The sequence below is a fragment of the Citrobacter sp. Cb041 genome, assembly GCF_030336655.1.
GTDB classification, from domain to species: domain Bacteria; phylum Pseudomonadota; class Gammaproteobacteria; order Enterobacterales; family Enterobacteriaceae; genus Citrobacter; species Citrobacter braakii.
In genome coordinates, this window is sequence record NZ_JAOWDD010000043.1 from 484290 (window position 1) to 506296 (window position 22007).

Consider the following 22007-nt stretch of genomic DNA (forward strand, 5'->3'; position numbering starts at 1 on the left):
TCTTTCCTCATTTAGGATATCTATGTCTGTGAGTGATAATAACGTATCCGGGCGCAGTAACGATCCGGAGCAGATTGATCTGATTGATTTATTGATGCAGCTGTGGCGTGGGAAATTGACGATTATTGTTGCTATCGTTATTGCTATTGCCTGTGCTGTCGGTTATTTAGCGGTTGCTAAGGAGAAATGGACCTCTACAGCAATTATCACTCAACCGGATGTTGGACAGATTGCCACGTATAACAACGCACTTAATGTGTTGTATGGTGCCAGCGCGCCTAAGGTGATTGAACTTCAGACCAACGTTATTGGTCGTTTCAGTACCTCTTTCTCTGCATTGGCGGAAACGCTGGATAATCAGGAAAAACCGGAAAAACTGTCGATTGAGCAGTCTGTAAAAGGCCAACAACTGCCGTTAGCGGTTTCTTATGTTGGTGCTTCCCCAGAAGATGCTCAGCGTCAACTTGCTGAATATATTCAACAAACAGATGAAAAGGTAGCCAAAGAACTGGAGCTTGATCTTGCTGATAATGTCAAGTTGCAAACAGCTACGCAGCAAGATTCTCTGAAAACTCAGGAAGCGGTTGCCCAGGAACAAAAAGATCTGCGAATTAGGCAAATTCAGGAAGCTCTGCGTTATGCAGAACAGGCTGGGGTAATTAAGCCACAAATTCAGCAAACTGAGGATGTCACGCAGGACAGTATGCTACTGCTGGGCAGTGATGCACTGAAATCAATGATTGAACACGAAGCGACTCGTCCCTTGATCTTCTCTGGTAATTACTACCAGACCAAGCAAAACCTACTGGACATTGAGGCGTTAAATCTTGAAAAGGCAAAACTGCACTCCTACCGCTATGTGTTGAAACCAACGTTACCGATTCGTCGTGACAGTCCGAAAAAAGCAATCACCCTGGTGCTGGCGGTTCTGCTCGGCGGGATGATTGGTGCCGGGATCGTGCTGGGGCAAAATGCGCTGCGCGGTTACAAAGCCAAAGCACAGTAATCCTAAAGCAGTTTTATTCTGACAACAAAAAACCGGGCGAGCCCGGTTTTTTTACGTCTACAGATTACTGATGTCTTTTGCGTAAATTCTCAATCACCGTCGTCAGGTCGAGGTCCTGATCCTGCAGCAGAACCAGCAGGTGATACATCAGATCAGAGGCTTCATTGGTCAGTTCGAAACGATCGTTCACGGTTGCGGCCAGCGCGGTCTCTACGCCTTCTTCGCCTACCTTCTGGGCAATACGTTTAGTGCCGCTGGCATACAGCTTCGCAGTGTAGGAGCTTGCCGGGTCAGCGGTTTTACGTTCGGCCAGTAGTTGCTCCAGTTGATACAGGAACAGCCACTGGTGGCTGGCGTCGCCAAAGCAGCTTGAGGTGCCTTTATGGCAGGTTGGGCCAATCGGGTTAACCAGCACCAGCAGGGTGTCGTTGTCGCAGTCAGGCGCGATGCTCACCACGTTCAGGAAGTGACCGGAGGTTTCTCCTTTGGTCCACAGACGCTGCTTGGTCCGCGAGAAAAAGGTCACTTTGCCGCTTTCAAGCGTTTTATCCAGTGCTTCCGGGTTCATATAACCCAGCATTAGTACCTCACCGGAAACCGCATGCTGCACGATGACTGGCATCAGTCCGTCGGTTTTTTCCCAGTCCAGCTCGCGGCATTGTTGCTTCGTTAACATATCCTGATCTCCACGCCCTGTGTTGCCAGGTACGCTTTTAATTCGCCAATATTAATAATTTGCTTGTGAAAGACGGAAGCGGCAAGCGCGCCGTCAACGTCGGCGTCCCGGAATGCTTCAAGGAAGTGTTCCATGGTGCCCGCGCCGCCGGAGGCAATCAGCGGTACATGGCAAACGTCGCGCACTTTTTTCAGTTGCTCCAGGTCATAACCGTTACGCACGCCGTCCTGGTTCATCATGTTCAGGACGATTTCACCCGCGCCGCGCTTCTGTACTTCCTGCACCCAGTCCAGCGTTTCCCACTGCGTGACGCGGGTACGGCTTTCATCCCCGGTATATTGATTAACATGATATTTGCCGGTTTCAGCGTCATACCAGGTATCAATACCCACCACGATGCACTGCACGCCGAAGCGGTCCGCCAGGCGGGTGATAAGCTCCGGTTCGGCCAGCGCCGGGGAGTTGATAGAGATTTTATCCGCCCCGAAGGAGAGGATGCGCGCCGCATCGTCGATGGATTTAATGCCACCGGCAACGCAGAACGGAATATCGATCACTTCCGCCACGCGAGATACCCAGCTTTTATCCACTACGCGGCCATCGCTGGAGGCGGTGATATCGTAGAACACCAGTTCATCTGCGCCTTCATCGGCATAGCGTTTTGCCAGCGGGACAATGTCGCCAATAATCTCGTGATTGCGAAACTGGACGCCTTTTACCACCTGCCCATCACGAACGTCCAGACAAGGAATTATGCGTTTTGCCAGCATTGAATGGCCTCCTCAACGGTGAACTTACCTTCCAGCAGGGCGCGTCCGACGATCACGCCGCGTACGCCGGTTCCACGCAGGGCTGCTACGTCCTCGATCCCGCCAATGCCGCCAGATGACTGGAATGCTACCTGCGGATATTTGGCGCACACTTCTTCATAAAGCGCGACGTTTGAGCCAGCCAGCGTGCCGTCGCGGGAGATATCGGTGCACAGCACGTGTTTCAGGCCGACAGGGAGATAGGTCTCAACCAGTTCTTCCAGAGAAACCCCGGAATCCTCCTGCCAGCCGCTAACCGCTACCTGTTTATTACCGCGCTCGTCAATACGCACGTCCAGTGCCAGCACCAGCGCGTCGGCGCCAAAACGGGCAAACCAGCTCTTGACTACCTCAGGGGATTTTACTGCCGTCGAACCTACCACCACGCGCGCCACGCCTGCGTCAAGCAGCGCCGCAACGTCCGCTTCAGTCCGCACGCCACCGCCAACCTGTACCGGAACATTGACTCCAGCGACCAGCGTTTTAATCAGCGGGATCTGCCGCTGCGCCGGGTCTTTCGCGCCGGTTAAATCAACCAGGTGCAGTACTTCGGCACCCTGAGCTGCGTAATCCTGTAAACGGGGGAGAGGATCATTGCCATAATCACGTTGCGTTGCGTAATCGCCCTGATGAAGACGCACCACCGTGCCGTCGATTAAATCTAATGCCGGAATAATCATTACATCTCCAGAAAGTTTTTCAGCAACTGCGCCCCAGCCGCGCCTGAGCGTTCAGGGTGAAACTGCACGCCAAAGAAATTGTCCTTTTGTACTGCCGCGGTAAATGGTTCGCCGTAATGGCACTGGGCGATGGTCCACGGGTTCACCGGCATAGCATAGCTGTGTACAAAGTAGAAATACGCGCCATCTTCAATGCCCTGGAACAGACGATTTCCCGCCTGCGGATAGACGCGATTCCAGCCCATATGCGGCAGCGGCAGACCGAAATCGGTCATCTTCGGAACGTCCTGCTCAATAATGCCCAGCAGAGAGACACCGTTACTCTCTTCGCTGCGGCGGCCCAACAGTTGCATGCCTAAGCAGATCCCCAGTACCGGTTGCGTACAGGCTTTAATCAGTTCAATCAGTTCACGCTCGTGCAACTGGTCCATAGCCGCCTGGGCGGTACCGACGCCCGGCAGAAACAGTTTATCGGCACGTAGCACCACGTCCGGGTCACGGCTGACAACAGGGTCGTATCCATGGCGTGCGACGGCGGATTTCACCGAGTGCAGATTGGCGCAGCCGGTATCAAGGATCACCACGTTCATTACAGCACTCCTTTTGAGGAGGGCAGCGTATCGCCTTCTACGCGAATAGCCTGACGCAGCGTACGACCAAAGGCTTTAAACAGGCTCTCCACACGGTGGTGGTCATTTTTCCCTTTGGTTTTCAGGTGCAAGGTGACACCCATGGTGTAAGAGAGTGAACGGAAGAAGTGTTCAATCATCTCTGTGCTCAGATCGCCAACGCGCTGGTAGGTAAACTCCGCGCGGTATTCCAGGTGCGGACGCCCCGAGATATCCAGCGCGCAACGTGCCAGGCACTCGTCCATCGGCAGCACAAAACCAAAACGGTTGATACCGCGTTTATCGCCTAATGCCAGCTTTAAGGCTTCACCCAGCGCCAGACCGGTATCTTCAACGGTGTGGTGATCGTCAATATACAGATCGCCTTTGACGGCTATTTCCATGCGAAAACCGCCGTGGGTGGCGATTTGATCCAGCATGTGGTCAAAGAAGCCAACGCCGGTATTGATTTTGCTACGGCCTTCGCGGTCCAGCCAGACTTTGACGTCAATCTGCGTCTCTTTGGTATTACGCTCAACGTGCGCGTAGCGGTCTCTTTTGGTCAACTGCTCGCCGATCATCGCCCAGTTCAGGGTGTCACGGTGGTAGCGTAATCCGCTAATGCCCATGTTTTCTGCGAGCTGAATATCGGTCGCCCGGTCACCAATGACGTAGCTGTTTGCCACATCCATGGCCTGTTCAACCAGATACTGCTCAACCAGTTTCACTTTTGGCTTACGGCAATCACACGCGTCCGCTGGCAGGTGCGGGCAGATCAGCACCTCATCGAATGCTACGCCCTGAGAGGTGAATATTTGCATCATCAGGTTATGCGGACCGTCAAAATCGGCCTGCGGGAAGCTCTGCGTACCGAGTCCATCCTGGTTAGTAATCATCACCAGCTTAAAGCCGGCTTTTTGCAGCTTCAGCAAAACGGGAACGACGTCCGGCTCGAAGGCGAGTTTGTCAAAGCGATCGACCTGAAAGTCACTTGGCGGTTCTGAAATCAGGGTTCCATCACGGTCAATAAAAAGATACTTCTGGCTCATACTTGCTCCGCACGTAAGGCGTCAATGACGCGCTGGCTCTCTTCGCGGGTTCCGACAGTAATTCGCAGGCAGCCGCTTAACGAAGGTTGTTTATTCTGATCTCGTAAGATAATGCCCTGATCCCACAAAGATTTAAATACGCTGCTTGATGCGGTGAAGCGCGCCAGAACATAGTTGGTTTCAGAGTCGAAAACCTGCTCTACACAGCGAATGGTTTTCAGATTCTCCACCAGATACTGACGCTCTTGCAGGATCTGCTCTACGCGTTGGCGCATGGCGGAAATCCCTTGTGGCGTCAGCGCCTGGGCGGCAATATCCGCTACCGGGGTAGAAAGCGGGTAGGGAGCAATCACCTTTAACAGCAGATTGATAACCTCTCCATTCGCCAGCGTAAATCCGCAGCGTAAACCGGCGAGAGCAAACGCTTTGGACAGCGTGCGTAATACTGCCAGATGCGGATACTCAGACAGCCAGCCTGCCAGCGTAGCCTGCGGACAAAACTCAATATAGGCCTCATCAGCGACCACGATGGCTTTACCCTGCGTCATTTCGAGCAGTGAACGTAGGTCCTGCGGATTTATCAGCTGGCCGGTTGGGTTATTGGGGCTGCATACGTAGACCACTTTCACGCCATCAAGCTTGTCCGCGATGCCTTGTAAATCCAGCTGCCAGTTATCCAGGGTCGGGACGGTGCGGCATTCAACGCCAATCGTTTCGGCGCTGACGCTGTACATGCCGTAAGTCGGCGGACAGTAGAGAATTGCATCTTTACCGGGTTCGCAAAAAGCGCGCACCAGCAGTTCGATCCCTTCATCTGCACCGCGGCTGACCAGCACCTGCTCTGGTTTGACGCCAGCATACTGCGCGTAATTCTCAATTACGGTTTTCGGCTGACACTCTGGATAGCGGTTCAGCGTCTGCTGGCGTAGCTGGAACTCAACGGCGGTTGGGTACTCATTCGCGTTGAGCCAGACGTCCCCGTTACCGCCAAGACGACGGGCAGACTGATAGGGCGTTAACTCGCGAACATTCTTACGGGCTAAATCAGTGACGCTGAGAAAGTTGTCAGTGCTCATGCTTGCTCCTTCAGGGCGTTAACGCGCAGGGTGACGGCATTTTTGTGGGCAGTCAGTCGTTCAGCCGCGGCCAGTGTTTCAATGGTGGAGGCCAGGGTAGAGAAACCTTGGGGAGTTAATTCCTGTACCGTCATCCGTTTCTGGAAATCAGCCAGCCCAAGGCTTGAGCAGGTTGCGGTATAGCCGTAGGTCGGAAGAACGTGGTTGGTGCCGGAAGCATAGTCGCCAGCCGACTCAGGAGACCAGTCACCCAGGAATACCGAACCAGCGCTGGTGATATCGTCAACCAGTTCACGCGCGTTACGGGTCTGAATAATCAGATGCTCCGGGCCGTAGGCGTTAGATATGGCCACGCATTGCTCCAGATCTCTGGCGACGATCAGTCGGCTGGCGGCGAGCGCCTGACGTGCGGTGTCGGCGCGGGAAAGCTCGGCAAGCTGGCGTTCAACGGCTTTGGCCACGCCTTCGGCAAGCGTAGCGTCTGGCGTCAGCAGGATAACCTGCGAGTCGGGGCCGTGTTCGGCCTGAGAAAGCAGGTCGGAAGCAACAAAGTCAGGCGTCGCGCCGCTGTCGGCAATAACCAGCACTTCAGACGGGCCCGCAGGCATGTCGATAGCCGCGCCGTCAAGACGTTGGCTGACCTGACGTTTGGCTTCGGTCACATACGCATTGCCTGGCCCGAAGATTTTATCGACCTTAGGAATAGATTCGGTACCCAGCGCCAGCGCGGCAATGGCCTGCGCGCCGCCCACGTTGAACACCTCTTTTACGCCACACAGTTGCGCGGCGTAGAGGATTTCATCGGCAATCGGCGGCGGTGAGCAGAGCACCACTTTTTTGCAGCCAGCGATACGCGCCGGGGTCGCCAGCATTAATACGGTCGAGAAGAGCGGTGCCGATCCTCCAGGAATATACAGCCCCACGGAGGCGATAGGGCGAGTAACCTGCTGGCAGCGCACGCCAGGCTGAGTTTCAATATCCACCGGCGGCAGGATTTGCGCGGTGTGGAACGTATCAATATTACGTACCGCCGCCCGCATGGCTTGTTTCAGCTCGTCGCTCAGGCGGCTACTGGCTTGCTGAATTTCTTCTTCGGTGACGCGCAGCGCGCCGACCTCGGTTTTGTCAAACTTCGCACTGTATTCACGCAGCGCCCGGTCGCCGTTATTTTTGACGTTCTCAAGAATCTCAGCCACCGTGCGGCTGATGCTTTCAGAGGCGGATATCGCCGGGCGCATCAGCAGTTCGCGCTGCTGCTCGGGGCTACGGCTATTCCAGTCGATCAGGGTATTGAAGCTCATGGCTATCACTCCATCATCTTCTCAATCGGCAGCACCAGAATTGAGCTGGCGCCGAGCGCTTTCAGTTTTTCCATCGTTTCCCAGAACAGGGTTTCGCTGCTGACCATGTGCATGGCTACGCGCTGCTGGTCACCCGCCAGTGGCAGAATGGTAGGGCGCTCAGCGCCTGGCAGCAGGGCGATGACTTCGTCCAGACGTTCGCTCGGCGCGTGCATCATGATGTATTTTGATTCACGTGCCTGAATGACCCCCTGAATACGGGTCAGCAGTTTGTCGATCAGTTGTTGCTTGGCTTCGGCCATTTCGCCGTCGCGCTGAATCAGGCAGGCTTTAGAGCGGTAAATCACTTCCACTTCACGCAGACCGTTGGCTTCAAGCGTGGCTCCGGTTGACACCAGATCGCAAATCGCATCAGCCAGACCTGCGCGGGGAGCGACTTCTACAGAGCCGTTTAACAGACAGGATTTAAACGACACCCCTTTTTGATCAAGATAACGTTTAAGCAGGTGTGGGTAAGAGGTAGCGATACGCTTACCGTTCAGCGCTGCCGGGCCATCCCAGGCTTCATCAACCGGGGTAGCCAGCGAAAGACGGCAGCCGCCGAAGTCCAGACGACGCAGGGTAAAATAGCGCGGATCTTCACCCTGGGCCCGGCGGTTGAGCAGTTCCTCTTCGAGAACGTTTTCCCCGATGATGCCGAGATCTACGACGCCGTCCATCACCAGACCCGGGATATCATCATCACGCACGCGCAGAATATCGATCGGCATATTCTCAGCCATCGCGATCAAGCGCTGGGTGTGAAGATTAATTTTAATGCCGCAACGGGCCAGCAATTCGCGTGAATCATCGCTTAAACGACCTGATTTCTGCATAGCTATGCGTAAACGGGTGTTATCTAACATTCTTTATTCCTCGTTATCCTGTCTGAATCAGTTTGGGTCACGCACAAAAAAAAGCCCCCGGAAGAAATCTTCCGGGGGCTTTCTCATACGCTCATGCACCGCTGGAAGATTTAAATGTCTCCCAGCACACATCGCCTGAAAGACTAGTCAGGATGATGGTGATGATGGTGTTTGAATTGAGCGCGTGTCATAAATTTTCTCGATGAATGTTTATTCATTTGATGTCTTTTAACCTAAACCACTTTAGCTACGGAAAGCAAGGGCTTTTTTTGATCATTAATTCATTTCATATTGATACTATGAATTGTCAGCCACTGTGGGCTAGCGTAGCCTTGCGTTATAGGCCAAAAGTCAGGAGAGAAGGCATGAAAAAGGTCGCAATTGTCGGTTTAGGTTGGTTAGGCATGCCGTTAGCTATGTCGCTGGCGGCGAGAGGCTGGCAGGTTACCGGCAGCAAAACCACATTGGATGGGGTGGAAGCGGCCCGCATGAGTGGTATAGAGAGCTACTCGCTGCGCCTGGAGCCTGAACTGGTCTGTGAGACAGACGATCTCGACGCACTGATGGACGCCGACGCGCTGGTTATTACGCTACCTGCGCGCCGTAGCGGTCCGGGGGAGACATTTTACCTGCAGGCTATGCAGGAGCTGGTCGACAGTGCGCTGGCGTACCGTATCCCGCGGATTATTTTTACCAGTTCGACGTCGGTCTATGGCGATGCACAAGGCATCGTGAAAGAAGGGACTCCGCGTAACCCGGTCACGGCAAGTGGTCGCGTTTTGAAAGAACTTGAAGACTGGTTGCACAATTTACCCGGCACTTCGGTGGATATTTTGCGCCTGGCCGGACTTGTCGGCCCGGGAAGACATCCCGGTCGTTTTTTCGCTGGCAAGACGGCGCCAGATGGACACCATGGCGTCAATCTGGTGCATCTGGATGATGTGGTTGCCGCCATCTCTTTGCTGCTGCAAGCGCCAAAAGGGGGACACATCTATAATATATGTGCGCCTATGCATCCGGCGCGCAATGTGTTCTATCCACAGATGGCCCGCCAGTTGGGGATGGAGCCGCCGGAATTTCGTGGCAATGAGGATAACGGTAAAGGTAAAGTCATTGATGGCAACCGTATTTGTAACGAGCTTGGGTTTGAGTACCAGTATCCTGACCCGCTGGTGATGCCGATGGAGTGACAGACCAGCAGAGTGCCGCTGATACCGCCAGGGGGCGAGTATGAAACCACTGCTGGACGTTCTTATCATCCTCGATGCGTTGGAAAAAGAGGGCAGTTTCGCTGCGGCGTCGGCAAAATTGTTTAAGACGCCGTCTGCGCTTAGCTACACCGTCCATAAGCTGGAAAGCGATCTTAATATTCAGCTACTCGATCGCAGCGGCCATCGGGCTAAGTTTACCCGTACCGGACAGATGCTGCTGGAAAAGGGGCGGGAGGTGTTGCACACCGTCCGCGAACTCGAAAAGCAGGCGATTAAACTTCATGAAGGCTGGGAGAATGAACTGGTTATTGGCGTAGATGATACGTTTCCCTTTTCGCTGCTGGCCCCTCTCATCGAATCTTTCTATCAACACCACAGTGTGACGCGCCTGAAATTTATCAATGGCGTGCTGGGCGGCTCCTGGGATGCCCTCACTCAGGGGCGGGCGGATATTATTGTCGGCGCCACGCATGAGCCGCCTGCCGCGAGCGAATTTGGCTTTGCGCAGCTAGGGGTTCTGGAGCAGGTGTTTGTGGTTGCGTCGCATCATCCGCTGGCGCAGGAACAGGAGCCGTTGAATCGTCGCACTATTCGGCGTTTTCGCGCGATTGTGGTGGGCGACAATGCACAGCATGCCAACGTCTCCGGCTCCCAGGTGCTTGACGATCAGGAAGCCATCACCGTTTTTGACTTCAAAACCAAGCTGGAACTGCAAATCAGTGGTCTGGGATGCGGCTATATTCCGCGCTACCTGGCACAGCGATTTCTGGAGAGTGGCGCTCTGATTGAGAAAAAGGTGGTTGCACAAATTATCTTTGAACCCGTGTGGATAGGTTGGAATGAACAGACTGCCGGGTTGGCCAGTGCCTGGTGGCGGGATGAGATTTTAGCAAATAGTGCTATTGCGGGGGTGTATGTTAAAACGGCTGCTGATAAATCAATCAGTTAAGAAAAAATATTCTTTTGTAGTAGCTTCAATCTCTTGTTATTTCTCTCCAAATTAGTGCAAAATACGCCGCTTGCAAAAAATGACATTAACCGACGTTTTAATACGCGTCGGTTATTTTTTTGCATCAAACCAATCATTCATAAAAGAGGCCGGGCTTCGTACCGGATAGATACTTACTTAAAAATCGACAGTTGTTGTCGCTGAGGATTAACAAAAAATGGGGCAATTTTTTGCTTACGCGACGGTTTTCGCCGTAATGGGGGATAACCATGTCGCATAACGCTACTCCAAACACCTCTCGCGTGGAATTACGTAAAACGCTTACGCTGGTTCCGGTTGTCATGATGGGCCTTGCCTATATGCAGCCGATGACGCTGTTCGATACATTCGGTATCGTATCAGGAATGACCGATGGTCACGTCCCGACAGCTTACGCCTTTGCACTGATCGCCATCCTCTTTACCGCACTGAGCTACGGTAAACTGGTGCGTCGCTATCCGTCTGCAGGCTCTGCCTACACTTACGCCCAGAAATCCATTAGCCCGACCGTTGGCTTTATGGTGGGTTGGTCATCACTGCTGGACTACCTGTTCGCACCGATGATCAACATTCTGTTGGCGAAAATTTATTTTGAAGCTCTGGTGCCGTCGATACCGTCATGGATATTCGTGGTGGCGCTGGTGGCCTTTATGACCGCCTTTAACCTGCGCAGCCTGAAATCTGTTGCGAATTTCAACACCGTCATCGTGTTGTTGCAGGTGGTGCTGATTGCAGTGATCCTCGGCATGGTCGTTTATGGCGTGTTCGAAGGGGAAGGTGCCGGTACGCTGGCGAGCAGCCGTCCGTTCTGGTCAGGTGATGCGCATGTGATCCCGATGATCACGGGAGCGACTATCCTGTGCTTCTCGTTCACCGGTTTTGACGGTATCAGCAACCTGTCTGAAGAAACCAAAGACGCTGAACGTGTGATCCCGCGGGCGATTTTCCTGACCGCGCTGATTGGTGGCCTGATCTTTATCGTCTCCACCTATCTGTTGCAGCTGTACTTCCCGGATATCTCACGCTTCAAGGATCCGGACGCTTCGCAGCCGGAAATCATGCTGTATGTCGCTGGTAAGTTCTTCCAGGTCGGCGCGCTGATTTTCTCTACCATTACCGTACTGGCGTCAGGTATGGCGGCGCATGCAGGCGTAGCGCGTCTGATGTATGTGATGGGGCGTGACGGTGTGTTCCCGAAAAGTTTCTTCGGTTATGTCCACCCGAAATGGCGTACTCCGTCCATGAACATCATTCTGGTTGGTGCGATTGCTCTGCTGGCAATTAACTTCGACCTGGTGATGGCGACGGCGCTGATTAACTTCGGTGCGCTGGTGGCGTTTACCTTCGTTAACCTGTCGGTGATCTCCCAGTTCTGGATCCGTGAGAAGCGTAACAAGACGCTGAAAGACCACTTCCAGTATCTGTTCCTGCCAATGTGCGGTGCGCTGACCGTTGGTGCGCTGTGGGTGAACCTGGAAGAGAGCTCAATGGTTCTGGGTCTGATCTGGGCCGCTATTGGTCTGATTTACCTGGCTTGCGTGACCAAAAGCTTCCGTAACCCGGTGCCACAGTACGACGAAGATATCGCGTAATAGCTGTATTTAGATAAAAAAAACCGGAGACATGTTCTCCGGTTTTTTTATACGTGGGAGTTATACAATCTCTTGCGCATACTGCCAGAGTGACTTCAGCAGCATCAGTTTCTCTTTGTTATCTGCATATTGCTGGCTCAGCATCTGCAATTCATTGGCGTAGTTTTGCAAAAACTCTGGCGTGAATATTTGACGACGATGGTCCAGCCAGCGCTGCTGTTCGGCTTCATCCAGCGTTCCAGGGAAGTTACGTGCGCGGTAGTTAAACAGCAGCTTTTCAATGCGCTTATCGACAAAGGAGATATCCAGCGCCGGTAAATTGCGCGGCTCAGTTTCCAGGACGATTTTCATCGCGGCACGGTCGGCATCGCTGAAAAAACCATTGTACAACTGTGCGTCTACGTTATCTGATGGTGTAAAGGGTTCCGCATCGGCGAAGATGGCCACCACTTTGTCGCGAACCTGCGGGTTTTCGCGCAGTATTTTGAGATTATCCAGACAATGCTGGCGGTTAATGCCAAGGCGATCGGCATCTTCCGGGCGCAAGGTATTCGCCTGTGCCAGTACCGGGCATTTGTTGATGTGCACCAGTTTAACCGGCACGGCTGGGTTATCTCCCAGATCAGCCTTAGCAGTGTAGAGCCGCTCACGCAGCGCGTCGCTGTCCAGTTCGAGCAGCGGTGAAATATCACCGGCTAAGTCGACCATAATCACCGCGTTGCGATTCTCTGGATGCCAGGCTAATGGCGCCACCCAACTGGTGTTGCCGCGCCATGCGCCGAACATCCCCGAAACATGGACCAGCGGCTTCATTTGCGGGACATCAATCAATGCGGCCAGCTTGTGCTTATTGCGATGGCTGTAGAGATAATCAAACAGGCGCGGCTGGCGCGACTTCACTAATTGCGCCATCGCAATTGTGGCGTATACGTCGGCCATCGCATCGTGGGCATTGGCATGTTCAATACCGTTGGCTTTGGTCAAATGCTCCAGGCGAAAGCTGGGTAAGCCGTCGTCGTTTTCCGGCCAGTTAATTCCTTCAGGACGCAGGGCATAGCAGGCGCGCATCACATCCAGCAGATCCCAGCGTGAATTATCGTTCTGCCAGCTCCAGGCGTAGGGATCGTAGAAATTGCGATACAGGATGTTGCGCGTCACTTCATCATCGAAGCGCACGTTGTTATAGCCCAGGATACAGGTTTTCGGCACGGTGAACAGGGCGTGGATGCGAGCAGCAAAGGCGGCTTCATTTTCTCCTTTTTCACGCGCTTCCTGCGGTGTGATACCGGTTATCAGCACCGCCTCAGGCTGCGGCAGATAGTCGTCTGCGGGTTTGCAATAAAAGACTTCAGGTTCACCGATAATGTTGAAATCGCTATCTGTGCGGATAGCCGCAAATTGCGCGGGTCTGTCCAGCGCCGGATGGGTACCAAAGGTCTCGTAATCGTGAAAGAGAAAACCAGGTTGCTGCTTGCCGTCATTCATTGTTCAGTTATGTCCGGGATCAATTTAGCGCTCATCCAAGAATACCAAAAAATAGCGAGGTAATCAGCAAAGCGATTATCAATGCTGAATGATGTACGCAATAAAATTGAGATGAACAGGATTTAATAGAATTGATTAATAAATTTTGCACTGTTAAGGGAAATTACTGGAATAAATTTTCTGAAATCTATGAGCTGATAAATAATATAAATGAGAACCATTATTGTTATTTAGTGCTGATTTGTTGTGTTCTGGAAATTTTAAAATTCTTTTATAAACAATGGGTTTTTATTTTGGCGGTTAGCTGCTCTATATTCTAATGAAATGTGAGTGAGGTTAAAAATTAATAATTTAAACACCATATAATAATTGGATATATCTAATAACAGGAGGTTATATGAGCATTAGTCGGCGTAATTTTTTGCGAGGAGTGGGTATCGGTTGCTCAGCCTGCGCGATAGGCAGTTTTCCGCCAGGCGCACTGGCGCGAAATTCTCCAGAGAGCATTAAGGGGAAAACATCTCTGACGCCAAGCTTGTGCGAAATGTGTTCTTATCGTTGCCCAATACAGGCACAGGTAATTAATAACAAGACGGTTTTTATTCAGGGGAACCCTAATGCGCCTCAACAAGGCACGCGTGTCTGCGCGCGCGGAGGCAGTGGTGTTAGCCTGGTCAACGACCCGCACCGTATTGTCAAACCCATGAAACGCACAGGGCCTCGCGGGAGCGGAGAATGGCAGGTTATTAGTTGGGAACAGGCTTACAAAGAAATTGCCGAAAAAATGGCGGCAATAAAAGCGCAGCATGGCCCTCAGGGGGTCGTATTCTCTTCCAAATCCGGTTCGCTTTCGGGTCATTTATTTCAGCTGGCAACGGCGTTTGGATCGCCAAACACCTTTACGCATGCGTCGACATGCCCTGCCGGAAAATCGATTGCCGCCAAAGTGATGATGGGCGGCGATTTGGCTATGGATATCGCCAATACCCGTTATATGGTCTCTTTTGGCCACAATCTCTATGAAGGTATTGAGGTTGCCGAAACGCATGAACTGATGACCGCGCAGGAAAAGGGCGCAAAAATGGTCAGCTTCGATCCCCGTTTGTCAGTTTTCTCCAGCAAGGCGGATGAATGGCATGCGCTCAAGCCGGGCGGCGACTTGCCGGTGTTAATGGCCATGTGTCACGTCATGATTAATGAACATCTGTATGACGCGGACTTCGTTGCGCGCTACACCACAGGGTTTGACCAACTGGCAGAAGCGGTACAAGAGACCACGCCGGAATGGGCGCAAAAGCAGGCTGATGTGCCTGCCGATGTTATTGTTCGGGTCACCCGCGAAATGGCCGCCTGTGCGCCTCATGCTATCGTCAGCCCTGGCCATCGCGCGACGTTTTCGCAAGAAGAAATTGATATGCGGCGTATGATTTTCACCCTCAATGCGCTGCTGGGAAATATTGAGCGTGAAGGCGGCTTGTACCAGAAAAAAGCCGCGGCGACCTACAATAAGCTGGCCGGAGAGAAGGTCGCTCCGGTGCTGGCAAAACCTGATGCCAAATTGCCCAAGCCAACGGCGCAGCGCATAGATTTGGTTGCCCCACAATTCAAGTACATCGCGGCGGGCGGCGGCGTGGTGCAAAGCATCATCGATGCCGTGTTAAACCAGACGCCGTATCCGGTGAAGGGATGGATTATGTCCCGCCACAATCCTTTCCAAACCGTGACCTGTCGGCCTGATCTGGTCAAAACCGTCGAACAACTCGATCTGGTGGTCAGTTGCGATGTCTATTTAAGCGAAAGCGCGGCATATGCCGATTATCTGTTACCCGAATGCACCTACCTTGAACGCGATGAAGAAGTCTCTGACATGTCGGGCCTGAATCCGGCCTATGCCCTGCGCCAGCAGGTTGTAGAGCCGATTGGGGATGCGCGTCCGAGCTGGCAAATCTGGAAAGAGCTGGCCGTGCAGTTAGGCCTTGGGCAGTTCTACCCCTGGCAGGATATGCAGACGCGGCAGCTGTACCAGCTTAATGGTGATCATGCGCTTTCCGCTGAACTGCGTCAGAAAGGATATCGGGAGTGGGGTGTTCCGCTGCTGCTGCGGGAACCTGAAGCAGTGCGTCAGTTTGTGGCGCGTTATCCGGGCGCAGTGGCGGTTGATGGCGACGGTACCTATGGCGAGCAACTGCGCTTTAAATCCCCGTCTGGAAAAATTGAACTCTACTCTGAAGAGCTGGAATCTCTTTTGCCTGGCTACGGTATTCCGCGCGCCCGCAATTTTGCCCTCAAAGGCGACAATGAACTCTATTTTATTCAGGGAAAAGTGGCGGTGCATACCAACGGCGCGACGCAATATGTACCACTGCTGAGTGAGCTAATGTGGGATAACGCGGTGTGGATCCACCCGCAAACGGCCCGTGAAAAAGGCATCAAAAACGGCGATGAGATTTGGCTGGAAAATGCGACCGGTAAGGAAAAAGGCAAAGCGCTGGTTACTGCCGGAATACGACCCGATACGCTGTTCGTTTATATGGGATTTGGCGCCAAGGCGGGAGCTAAAACAGCGGCGACGACGCACGGTATTCACTGCGGTAATTTGCTTCCGCATGTTACCAGTCCTGTTTCCGGTACGGTGGTGCACACCGCTGGCGTCACGCTTCGTCGGGCATGAGAAAGGAGAACATCATGAATCAATCAACAAACCCTTATGTCATGCTGCATGACGAGAAACGCTGTATTGGCTGTCAGGCGTGTACGGTTGCCTGCAAGGTACTGAATGACGTGCCGGAGGGATTTAGTCGCCTACAAGTGCAGATCCGTTCACCCGAACATGAACCTGAGGTGCTGTCCCACTTCCAGTTTGTTCGCGTTTCCTGTCAGCATTGTGAAGATGCGCCGTGCGTCAGCGTCTGTCCTACCGGCGCTTCATTTCGTGACGAAAATGGCATTGTACAAGTGGATAAGTCTCGCTGTATTGGCTGTGACTACTGCGTTGCCGCTTGCCCGTTCCATGTCCGCTACCTCAACCCACAAACGGGGATTGCCGACAAATGTAACTTCTGCGCTGATACTCGCCTGGAGGTCGGACAATCGCCAGCCTGCGTTTCCGTTTGTCCGACGGATGCGCTGAAATTTGGTCGTCGCGATGACCCGGAAATTCAGCACTGGATTAATCAAAAAGAGGTTTATCGCCAGCAGGATACGCGTAGCGGCCCGGTAAGTGTCTATCGGCGTAAAGAGATCCATCAGGAGGGTAATGTATGAATTCTATCTGGGGAGCAGAGCTTAACTATGCGCCGGACTACTGGCCGCTGTGGCTCATTTATGCAGGCGTTATTATTGTGCTGATGATTGCGGGCCTGGTCACGCACGCGCTGTTACGTCGGATGCTGGCGCCCAAAACGGCAACCGGGGAAGAGCATCGGGACTACCTTTATTCGCTGGCGGTCCGCCGCTGGCACTGGGGTAATGCGCTGCTCTTTATCCTGCTTCTGCTAAGCGGCCTGTTTGGGCACTTTTCTGTCGGACCGGTGGCCTTAATGGTGCAGGTACATACCTGGTGTGGCTTCGCATTGCTGGCCTTCTGGATTGGCTTTGTGTTAATAAACGCAACCAGCGGCAACGGCTGCCATTATCGCGTGAAATTTAGCGGGTTGATATCACGCTGCCTGCTGCAAACACGCTTTTATCTGTATGGCATTATGAAAGGTGAGCCGCACCCGTTTGCCGCAACGGCAGAGGACAAATTTAACCCGCTGCAACAGCTGGCCTACCTGGCCATCATGTACGCACTGGTTCCACTACTGATCATCACCGGGTTGCTATGTCTCTACCCACAGGTGGTAGGGGCGGGGCCGGTGATGCTGGTGCTGCATATGGCGTTAGCGATTGTGGGCTTACTGTTCATCTGCGCGCATATTTACCTGTGCACGCTGGGTGACACGCCAGGGCAAATTTTTCGCAGTATGATCGATGGTTATCACCGCCATCGCAGTCATCACGCAGAGACCGCGCCGCGTAAAGGGTAGTTCCGGCGAGATTTGTCTCTGAAACCCTTTCCTGATAGCAAGAAAATGTGCCTTATGTCACATTTTCTTGCAATTTATCCATGTTTCTTCGACAGAACTTCCGTAAAAAGAACGGCTATTTCTCCCTTTCCTGAGGACATGCTGTTGAAACGCCGTTTGTTTATTGCCGCTTCACTATTAACGATGAGTTTTTCGCCCGCCTGGGCGAGCGATGCCGTGAGCTTCGCCCCACAACCTCCTGCGATTACTGCCGGGGCATGGGTGTTAATGGATTACACCACGGGCCAAATCCTGACAGCCGGTAATGAACACCAGCAGCGCAATCCTGCCAGCCTGACGAAACTGATGACTGGCTATGTTGTCGATCGTGCAATTGACAGCAAGCGTATTAGTCCGACAGATATTGTGACCGTCGGGCGCGATGCATGGGCAAAAGATAATCCGGTATTTGTCGGTTCATCCTTGATGTTCCTGAAAGAAGGGGATCGCGTTTCGGTACGCGACCTCAGCCGTGGGTTAATTGTTGATTCCGGTAATGATGCCTGCGTGGCACTGGCGGATTACATCGCCGGAGGGCAGCCGCAGTTTGTCGCGATGATGAACAACTATGCGCAAAAACTGAACCTGCAGGACACCCATTTTGAAACGGTACATGGTCTGGATGCGCCGGGTCAGCATAGCTCCGCGTACGACCTGGCCGTGCTGTCCCGCGCTATCATCCACGGAGAACCGGATTTCTACCATATGTACAGTGAGAAAAGCCTTACCTGGAACGGCATCACACAGCAAAACCGTAACGGTTTGTTGTGGGATAAAACCATGAACGTAGATGGCCTGAAGACAGGGCATACGTCCGGTGCCGGATTTAACCTGATTGCTTCCGCCGTCGATGGTCAGCGCCGCCTGATTGCGGTGGTGATGGGCGCGGAGAGTGCGAAGGGGCGCGAAGATCAGGCGCGTAAACTGCTGCAATGGGGGCAACACAACTTCGATACAGTACAGGTTTTGCGTAGCGGTAAGCAGGTTGGCACTGAACGGATCTGGTATGGCGATAAAGAAAAAATCAGCCTCGGAACCGAGCAGGATTTCTGGATGGCCCTGCCTAAAGCAGAAGTCCCTAACATCAAAGCAAAATATGTCCTTGATAAGAAAGAGCTGGTTGCTCCCATCGCTGCGCATCAACGTGTGGGGGAAATTGAACTCTACGATCGGGATAAGCTGGTGGCGCATTGGCCTCTGGTTACGCTGGAATCCGTCGGCGAAGGCGGCGTTTTCTCGCGCCTGAGCGATTATTTCCACCACAAGGCGTAGTTTTTCCTGATGCGTCTGACTGGCAAGAGTGCGAATCTGCTCACATAATAATCACTATTTCCTTGTGGCCGACATAGCCAGAAATTACACTGTATATAAATACAGTGTAACAGTGGAGGTTGTATGGAGTACGAGATAAAGCTGGTCGAAAAACGCATGATTGCCGGTTTCCATATGGTTGGACCGTGGGAACAAACGGTGAAGCAGGGGTTTGAGCAATTAATGAAGTGGGTCGACGGTAAACAGATTGTGCCGTTGGAATGGATTGCTGTTTATTACGACAACCCTGATGTTGTTCCTGCGGAAAAACTGCGCTGTGATACCGTGGTTTCTGTGCCTCAAGGTTTTGAAATCCCGGAAAACAGCGAAGGGGTGATCCTCACCGAACTGGCGGGTGGCGACTATGCTGTCGCCGTTGCGCGCGTTGAGAATCACGATTTTGCGACGCCTTGGTATCAGTTCTTCGAGCGCCTGTTGCAGGATACGACTTATGCGATAGCCGCTAAACCCTGCTTTGAAGTTTATATGAACAATGGCATGGAGGACGGTTACTGGGACATTGAAATGTACGTGCCAGTGCAGACGAAGTAACTGTTTGGGGTGTAAATCAGGATGATCTTTTCACGCTAAAAACAGGTACAATTCGCTTCTTTGCTATTCCCTGACGGAGTGCATGAGTGCGTGCAGACAAATCGCTGAGTCCTTTTGAAATTCGTTTGTATCGTCATTATCGTGTGGTGCATGGTATTCGCATTGCGCTGGCGTTTCTCCTTACTTTTCTGTTGGTACGCCTGTTAAACATTCCCGAAGGTACATGGCCTCTGATCACGCTGGTGGTGATTATGGGGCCAATATCTTTTTGGGGTAACGTTGTTCCCAGGGCCTTTGAACGTATAGGCGGCACGATCCTGGGCTCGGTCCTGGGACTGGTTGCCCTGCGTCTGGAACTCTTCTCGCTGCCGTTAATGCTGATATGGTGCGCGGTAGCGATGTTTCTCTGCGGCTGGTTGGCGCTGGGTAAAAGGCCGTATCAGGCGCTGCTGATTGGCATAACGCTTGCTGTGGTCGTGGGTGCGCCTGCCGGAGATATGAATACCGCGTTATGGCGCGGTGGTGATGTTATTCTGGGGTCGTTACTGGCGATGCTGTTTACCGGCATCTGGCCGCAGCGGGCATTTATACACTGGCGTATCCAACTGGCGCATTGCGTCACGGGGTACAATCGGGTGTATCAGGCCGCGCTATCCCCCAATCTGCTCGAGCAACCGCGGCTGGAAAAACATTTACAACAACTGTTGAGCGACGTTGTCAAAATGCGTGGGCTCATCGCTCCTGCCAGCAAGGAAACCCGCATTCAAAAATCGATCTTTGAGGCTATTCAGACGGTGAATCGCAATCTGGTCTGCATGCTCGAGCTGCAAATTAATGCGCTGTGGGCCAGCCGTACCAGCCACTTTGTCATGTTGAATGCGCATACGCTGCGTGAAACTCAGCTCAGGACCCAGCAGGCACTACTGACAATAACCCACGCCTTGTATGAAGGTAATCCGCAGCCGGTGCTTGCCAATACGGAAAAGCTCAATGACACCGTGGCAGAGCTGCGTCAGCTTATTGCTGAGCATAAAGGCGATAATGTCGCAGAAACGCCCATTCACGGCTACGTTTGGTTGAACATGGAGATGGCTCGACAGCTGGAGTTACTGTCACATTTAATCTGTCGCGCACTGCGCAAATAAAGAGCAGATGAGGGGATTGGTTCTACTGCTGCTTCGATTCAGCAAAGATTAGAGGTATGATACTGAAAAAGGCTAAAACCATTGGTAACTGCAATGGCTTTACCCTCGATAACTCAGGTTTCAACCATGCATTGTCGATGCAGATGCAACTTGAAGTATGGCGGGCATGAAAGTAATGTTGACCCACTTTAGCCGTTGTTTTAACGAATCCGAATCTCACATTATCAGGGGTGTAAAAATGGAAACTACCAAGCCTTCTTTCCAGGACGTGCTGGAATTTGTTCGTCTGTTCCGTCGTAAAAACAAACTGCAACGTGAAATCCAGGACGTTGAGAAAAAGATCCGTGACAACCAGAAACGCGTTCTGCTGTTGGACAACCTGAGCGACTACATCAAGCCTGGTATGAGCGTGGAAGCGATTCAGGGCATCATTGCCAGCATGAAAAGCGATTATGAAGATCGTGTTGATGACTACATCATCAAAAACGCCGAGATCTCTAAAGAACGCCGCGATATCTCTAAAAAGCTGAAAGCCATGGGCGAAGTGAAAAACGGCGAAGCGAAAGCCGAGTAACGATTTTATGCTTGTCCGGGTCGCTGCCGTGCGGCGACCCTTATTGCAGTTCGACCCCGCCCGTTACCATGCGTAACAAATGCTGTTCTGGCCAGTGAATCGTAAGTTTTTTCTGCGTCAGCATCCATTTAATGTAATCCACATCATGACGATTTCTGTCCAGCATCAGTCCGACTACGCTGCCGCTGTGCGCGACGTTGACGCCGTATAAATCACATTCTTCCACCAGTGCTAATAGTGAATCAAAATCTGGCTTTGGTAACAGCAGTTGGCTGGCGATTGCGCTAAGCGTAGCCGCTTCTCCCAACCGGTAAGGATTTTGGCTAATACAGGCTTCCTGTACTTTTTCCCATGCCCGTTGGAGGGCCGCAGCTCCCGCCTGCAAGCCGGAATGACGTGGAATACGGTGATAATCCGCGGTGCGCAATGTTTCAGGGCTTTCGAGAACCAGCAGATCGAGTTGAGGCTGAGCTTCACAACCAATTTGCGTGGAGGCGTTGTTATGGTCGAAAAGAGTTAGCTTACGAAACACGGTGCTGTCGGTCGGCTCCAGCGAAACGCAAAGCTGCGCCAGTGTTGGCTCGTCCAGTTGATGGCCCAGATAATGCGCCGTAGCGATGGCCGTGGCGGCAATATCCGCAGTGCTGCTGGCCATTCCTTTCGCGATGGGAATGGTTGACTGAACATCTATCCGGATATCCTGACTGAGATGCGCCGGGTACTGCCAGTGCTGTAATAACCTGTCAACCATTGCCCGAGAAAGTGGACGTTCATCTGTCAGCGGTGAGCCTGAAGTGACCTCAACGGTGCTATACCATTCGACCGGGCAGGAGACCAGTTTCTCACTGCCCAGAATCCAGCCCTGGATAAGTTCTCCGCACGATGCGGGACATTGCGCAACAGCCACGTCTTCACCTTTGTGTTCAGCAATCCTCGGCGCATAGTGTCATGGCGATCGCGCTATTACCATGA

At 52.7% G+C, this 22007-nt stretch carries 22 protein-coding genes, 1 pseudogene and 1 other annotated feature; of the genes and pseudogenes, 12 read left to right on the forward strand and 11 right to left on the reverse strand.

Features of this window, described 5'->3' with window-relative positions; genetic code table 11:
- The first annotated feature begins 22 nt into the window (after positions 1-22).
- On the forward strand, positions 23-1006 hold the full coding sequence (wzzB, locus tag OGV52_RS23055; RefSeq protein WP_141875397.1) for an LPS O-antigen chain length determinant protein WzzB: 984 nt from the start codon (positions 23-25) through the stop codon (positions 1004-1006).
- Positions 1007-1070: 64 nt separating this feature from the next.
- Here the strand turns inward: wzzB and hisIE are convergent, their stop codons facing one another.
- The 9 genes from hisIE to hisL all read right to left on the reverse strand — a co-directional run bounded on the left by hisIE (position 1071) and on the right by hisL (position 8301).
- The gene (gene hisIE / locus OGV52_RS23060) at positions 1071-1682 is read right to left on the reverse strand and encodes a bifunctional phosphoribosyl-AMP cyclohydrolase/phosphoribosyl-ATP diphosphatase HisIE (protein WP_000956425.1); all 612 of its coding nucleotides are present in this window, start codon (positions 1680-1682) and stop codon (positions 1071-1073) included.
- Positions 1676-2452, reverse strand: coding sequence for an imidazole glycerol phosphate synthase subunit HisF (hisF, locus tag OGV52_RS23065; protein WP_019077116.1), 777 nt, complete (start codon positions 2450-2452; stop codon positions 1676-1678). Before hisF ends, hisIE begins: the two co-directional genes overlap by 7 nt.
- Complete coding sequence (gene hisA, locus OGV52_RS23070) at positions 2434-3171, reverse strand: 1-(5-phosphoribosyl)-5-[(5-phosphoribosylamino)methylideneamino]imidazole-4-carboxamide isomerase (protein ID WP_016153557.1); 738 nt, start codon at positions 3169-3171, stop codon at positions 2434-2436. The genes hisF and hisA overlap by 19 nt, the downstream gene beginning before the upstream one ends.
- The gene (hisH, locus tag OGV52_RS23075) at positions 3171-3761 is read right to left on the reverse strand and encodes an imidazole glycerol phosphate synthase subunit HisH (RefSeq protein ID WP_003030129.1); all 591 of its coding nucleotides are present in this window, start codon (positions 3759-3761) and stop codon (positions 3171-3173) included. Before hisH ends, hisA begins: the two co-directional genes overlap by 1 nt.
- Positions 3761-4828, reverse strand: a complete 1068-nt coding sequence (hisB, locus tag OGV52_RS23080) for a bifunctional histidinol-phosphatase/imidazoleglycerol-phosphate dehydratase HisB (protein WP_016153556.1) — start codon at positions 4826-4828, stop codon at positions 3761-3763. Before hisB ends, hisH begins: the two co-directional genes overlap by 1 nt.
- Positions 4825-5904, reverse strand: a complete 1080-nt coding sequence (gene hisC, locus OGV52_RS23085) for a histidinol-phosphate transaminase (RefSeq protein WP_259687018.1) — start codon at positions 5902-5904, stop codon at positions 4825-4827. The genes hisB and hisC overlap by 4 nt, the downstream gene beginning before the upstream one ends.
- Positions 5901-7205 carry a histidinol dehydrogenase gene (gene hisD, locus OGV52_RS23090; protein WP_049281926.1) on the reverse strand — a complete coding sequence of 435 codons (1305 nt, stop codon included), beginning with the start codon at positions 7203-7205 and terminating at the stop codon, positions 5901-5903. The genes hisC and hisD overlap by 4 nt, the downstream gene beginning before the upstream one ends.
- 5 nt (positions 7206-7210) lie before the next feature.
- Entirely contained in the window at positions 7211-8110 is a 900-nt protein-coding gene (gene hisG, locus OGV52_RS23095; RefSeq protein ID WP_003834191.1) for an ATP phosphoribosyltransferase, read from the reverse strand.
- A 45-nt stretch (positions 8111-8155) separates the two neighbouring features.
- Positions 8156-8278, reverse strand: a sequence feature (His leader region).
- A complete protein-coding gene (gene hisL, locus OGV52_RS23100) occupies positions 8254-8301 on the reverse strand; it encodes a his operon leader peptide (RefSeq protein WP_100250077.1) in 48 nt (15 codons plus the stop codon). Its footprint overlaps the feature before it by 25 nt.
- Positions 8302-8475: 174 nt before the next feature.
- On the opposite strand from hisL, the gene OGV52_RS23105 reads away from it, so the two are divergent.
- The 4 genes and pseudogenes from OGV52_RS23105 (at position 8476) to plaP (ending at position 11901) form a co-directional block, all read left to right on the forward strand.
- Positions 8476-9300 carry an SDR family oxidoreductase gene (locus tag OGV52_RS23105; RefSeq protein WP_047498991.1) on the forward strand — a complete coding sequence of 275 codons (825 nt, stop codon included), beginning with the start codon at positions 8476-8478 and terminating at the stop codon, positions 9298-9300.
- A gap of 40 nt (positions 9301-9340) precedes the next feature.
- Positions 9341-10325: pseudogene (locus OGV52_RS23110) on the forward strand (LysR substrate-binding domain-containing protein).
- A 162-nt stretch (positions 10326-10487) separates the two neighbouring features.
- Complete coding sequence (gene yoeI / locus OGV52_RS23490) at positions 10488-10550, forward strand: membrane protein YoeI (RefSeq protein WP_099045591.1); 63 nt, start codon at positions 10488-10490, stop codon at positions 10548-10550.
- On the forward strand, positions 10540-11901 hold the full coding sequence (plaP, locus tag OGV52_RS23115) for a putrescine/proton symporter PlaP (RefSeq protein ID WP_016153551.1): 1362 nt from the start codon (positions 10540-10542) through the stop codon (positions 11899-11901). The genes yoeI and plaP overlap by 11 nt, the downstream gene beginning before the upstream one ends.
- A gap of 60 nt (positions 11902-11961) precedes the next feature.
- On the opposite strand, the gene sbcB is transcribed toward plaP, so the two are convergent.
- Complete coding sequence (gene sbcB, locus OGV52_RS23120) at positions 11962-13386, reverse strand: exodeoxyribonuclease I (RefSeq protein ID WP_016153550.1); 1425 nt, start codon at positions 13384-13386, stop codon at positions 11962-11964.
- A 397-nt stretch (positions 13387-13783) separates the two neighbouring features.
- Here sbcB and phsA point away from each other — a divergent pair, with 397 nt between their 5' ends.
- The 7 genes from phsA (at position 13784) to OGV52_RS23155 (ending at position 21035) form a co-directional block, all read left to right on the forward strand.
- On the forward strand, positions 13784-16057 hold the full coding sequence (gene phsA, locus OGV52_RS23125) for a thiosulfate reductase PhsA (protein ID WP_287109224.1): 2274 nt from the start codon (positions 13784-13786) through the stop codon (positions 16055-16057).
- Between the two features lie 14 nt (positions 16058-16071).
- Positions 16072-16650, forward strand: a complete 579-nt coding sequence (phsB, locus tag OGV52_RS23130; protein WP_016153548.1) for a thiosulfate reductase electron transport protein PhsB — start codon at positions 16072-16074, stop codon at positions 16648-16650.
- Positions 16647-17414 (forward strand): thiosulfate reductase cytochrome B subunit, encoded by a 768-nt coding sequence (phsC, locus tag OGV52_RS23135; RefSeq protein ID WP_032319018.1) that lies wholly within the window; start codon positions 16647-16649, stop codon positions 17412-17414. Before phsB ends, phsC begins: the two co-directional genes overlap by 4 nt.
- Positions 17415-17552: 138 nt before the next feature.
- Complete coding sequence (dacD, locus tag OGV52_RS23140; protein ID WP_032931656.1) at positions 17553-18725, forward strand: serine-type D-Ala-D-Ala carboxypeptidase DacD; 1173 nt, start codon at positions 17553-17555, stop codon at positions 18723-18725.
- A gap of 123 nt (positions 18726-18848) precedes the next feature.
- Positions 18849-19316, forward strand: coding sequence for a DNA gyrase inhibitor SbmC (gene sbmC / locus OGV52_RS23145; protein WP_047357930.1), 468 nt, complete (start codon positions 18849-18851; stop codon positions 19314-19316).
- An 86-nt stretch (positions 19317-19402) separates the two neighbouring features.
- The gene (locus OGV52_RS23150) at positions 19403-20461 is read left to right on the forward strand and encodes an FUSC family protein (protein WP_016156885.1); all 1059 of its coding nucleotides are present in this window, start codon (positions 19403-19405) and stop codon (positions 20459-20461) included.
- A gap of 238 nt (positions 20462-20699) precedes the next feature.
- Entirely contained in the window at positions 20700-21035 is a 336-nt protein-coding gene (locus OGV52_RS23155) for a DUF496 family protein (RefSeq protein WP_003834176.1), read from the forward strand.
- A 40-nt stretch (positions 21036-21075) separates the two neighbouring features.
- Here OGV52_RS23155 and OGV52_RS23160 read toward each other — a convergent pair whose 3' ends face one another.
- Entirely contained in the window at positions 21076-21942 is an 867-nt protein-coding gene (locus OGV52_RS23160; protein WP_287109225.1) for an L-threonine kinase, read from the reverse strand.
- Positions 21943-22007 lie beyond the last annotated feature (65 nt).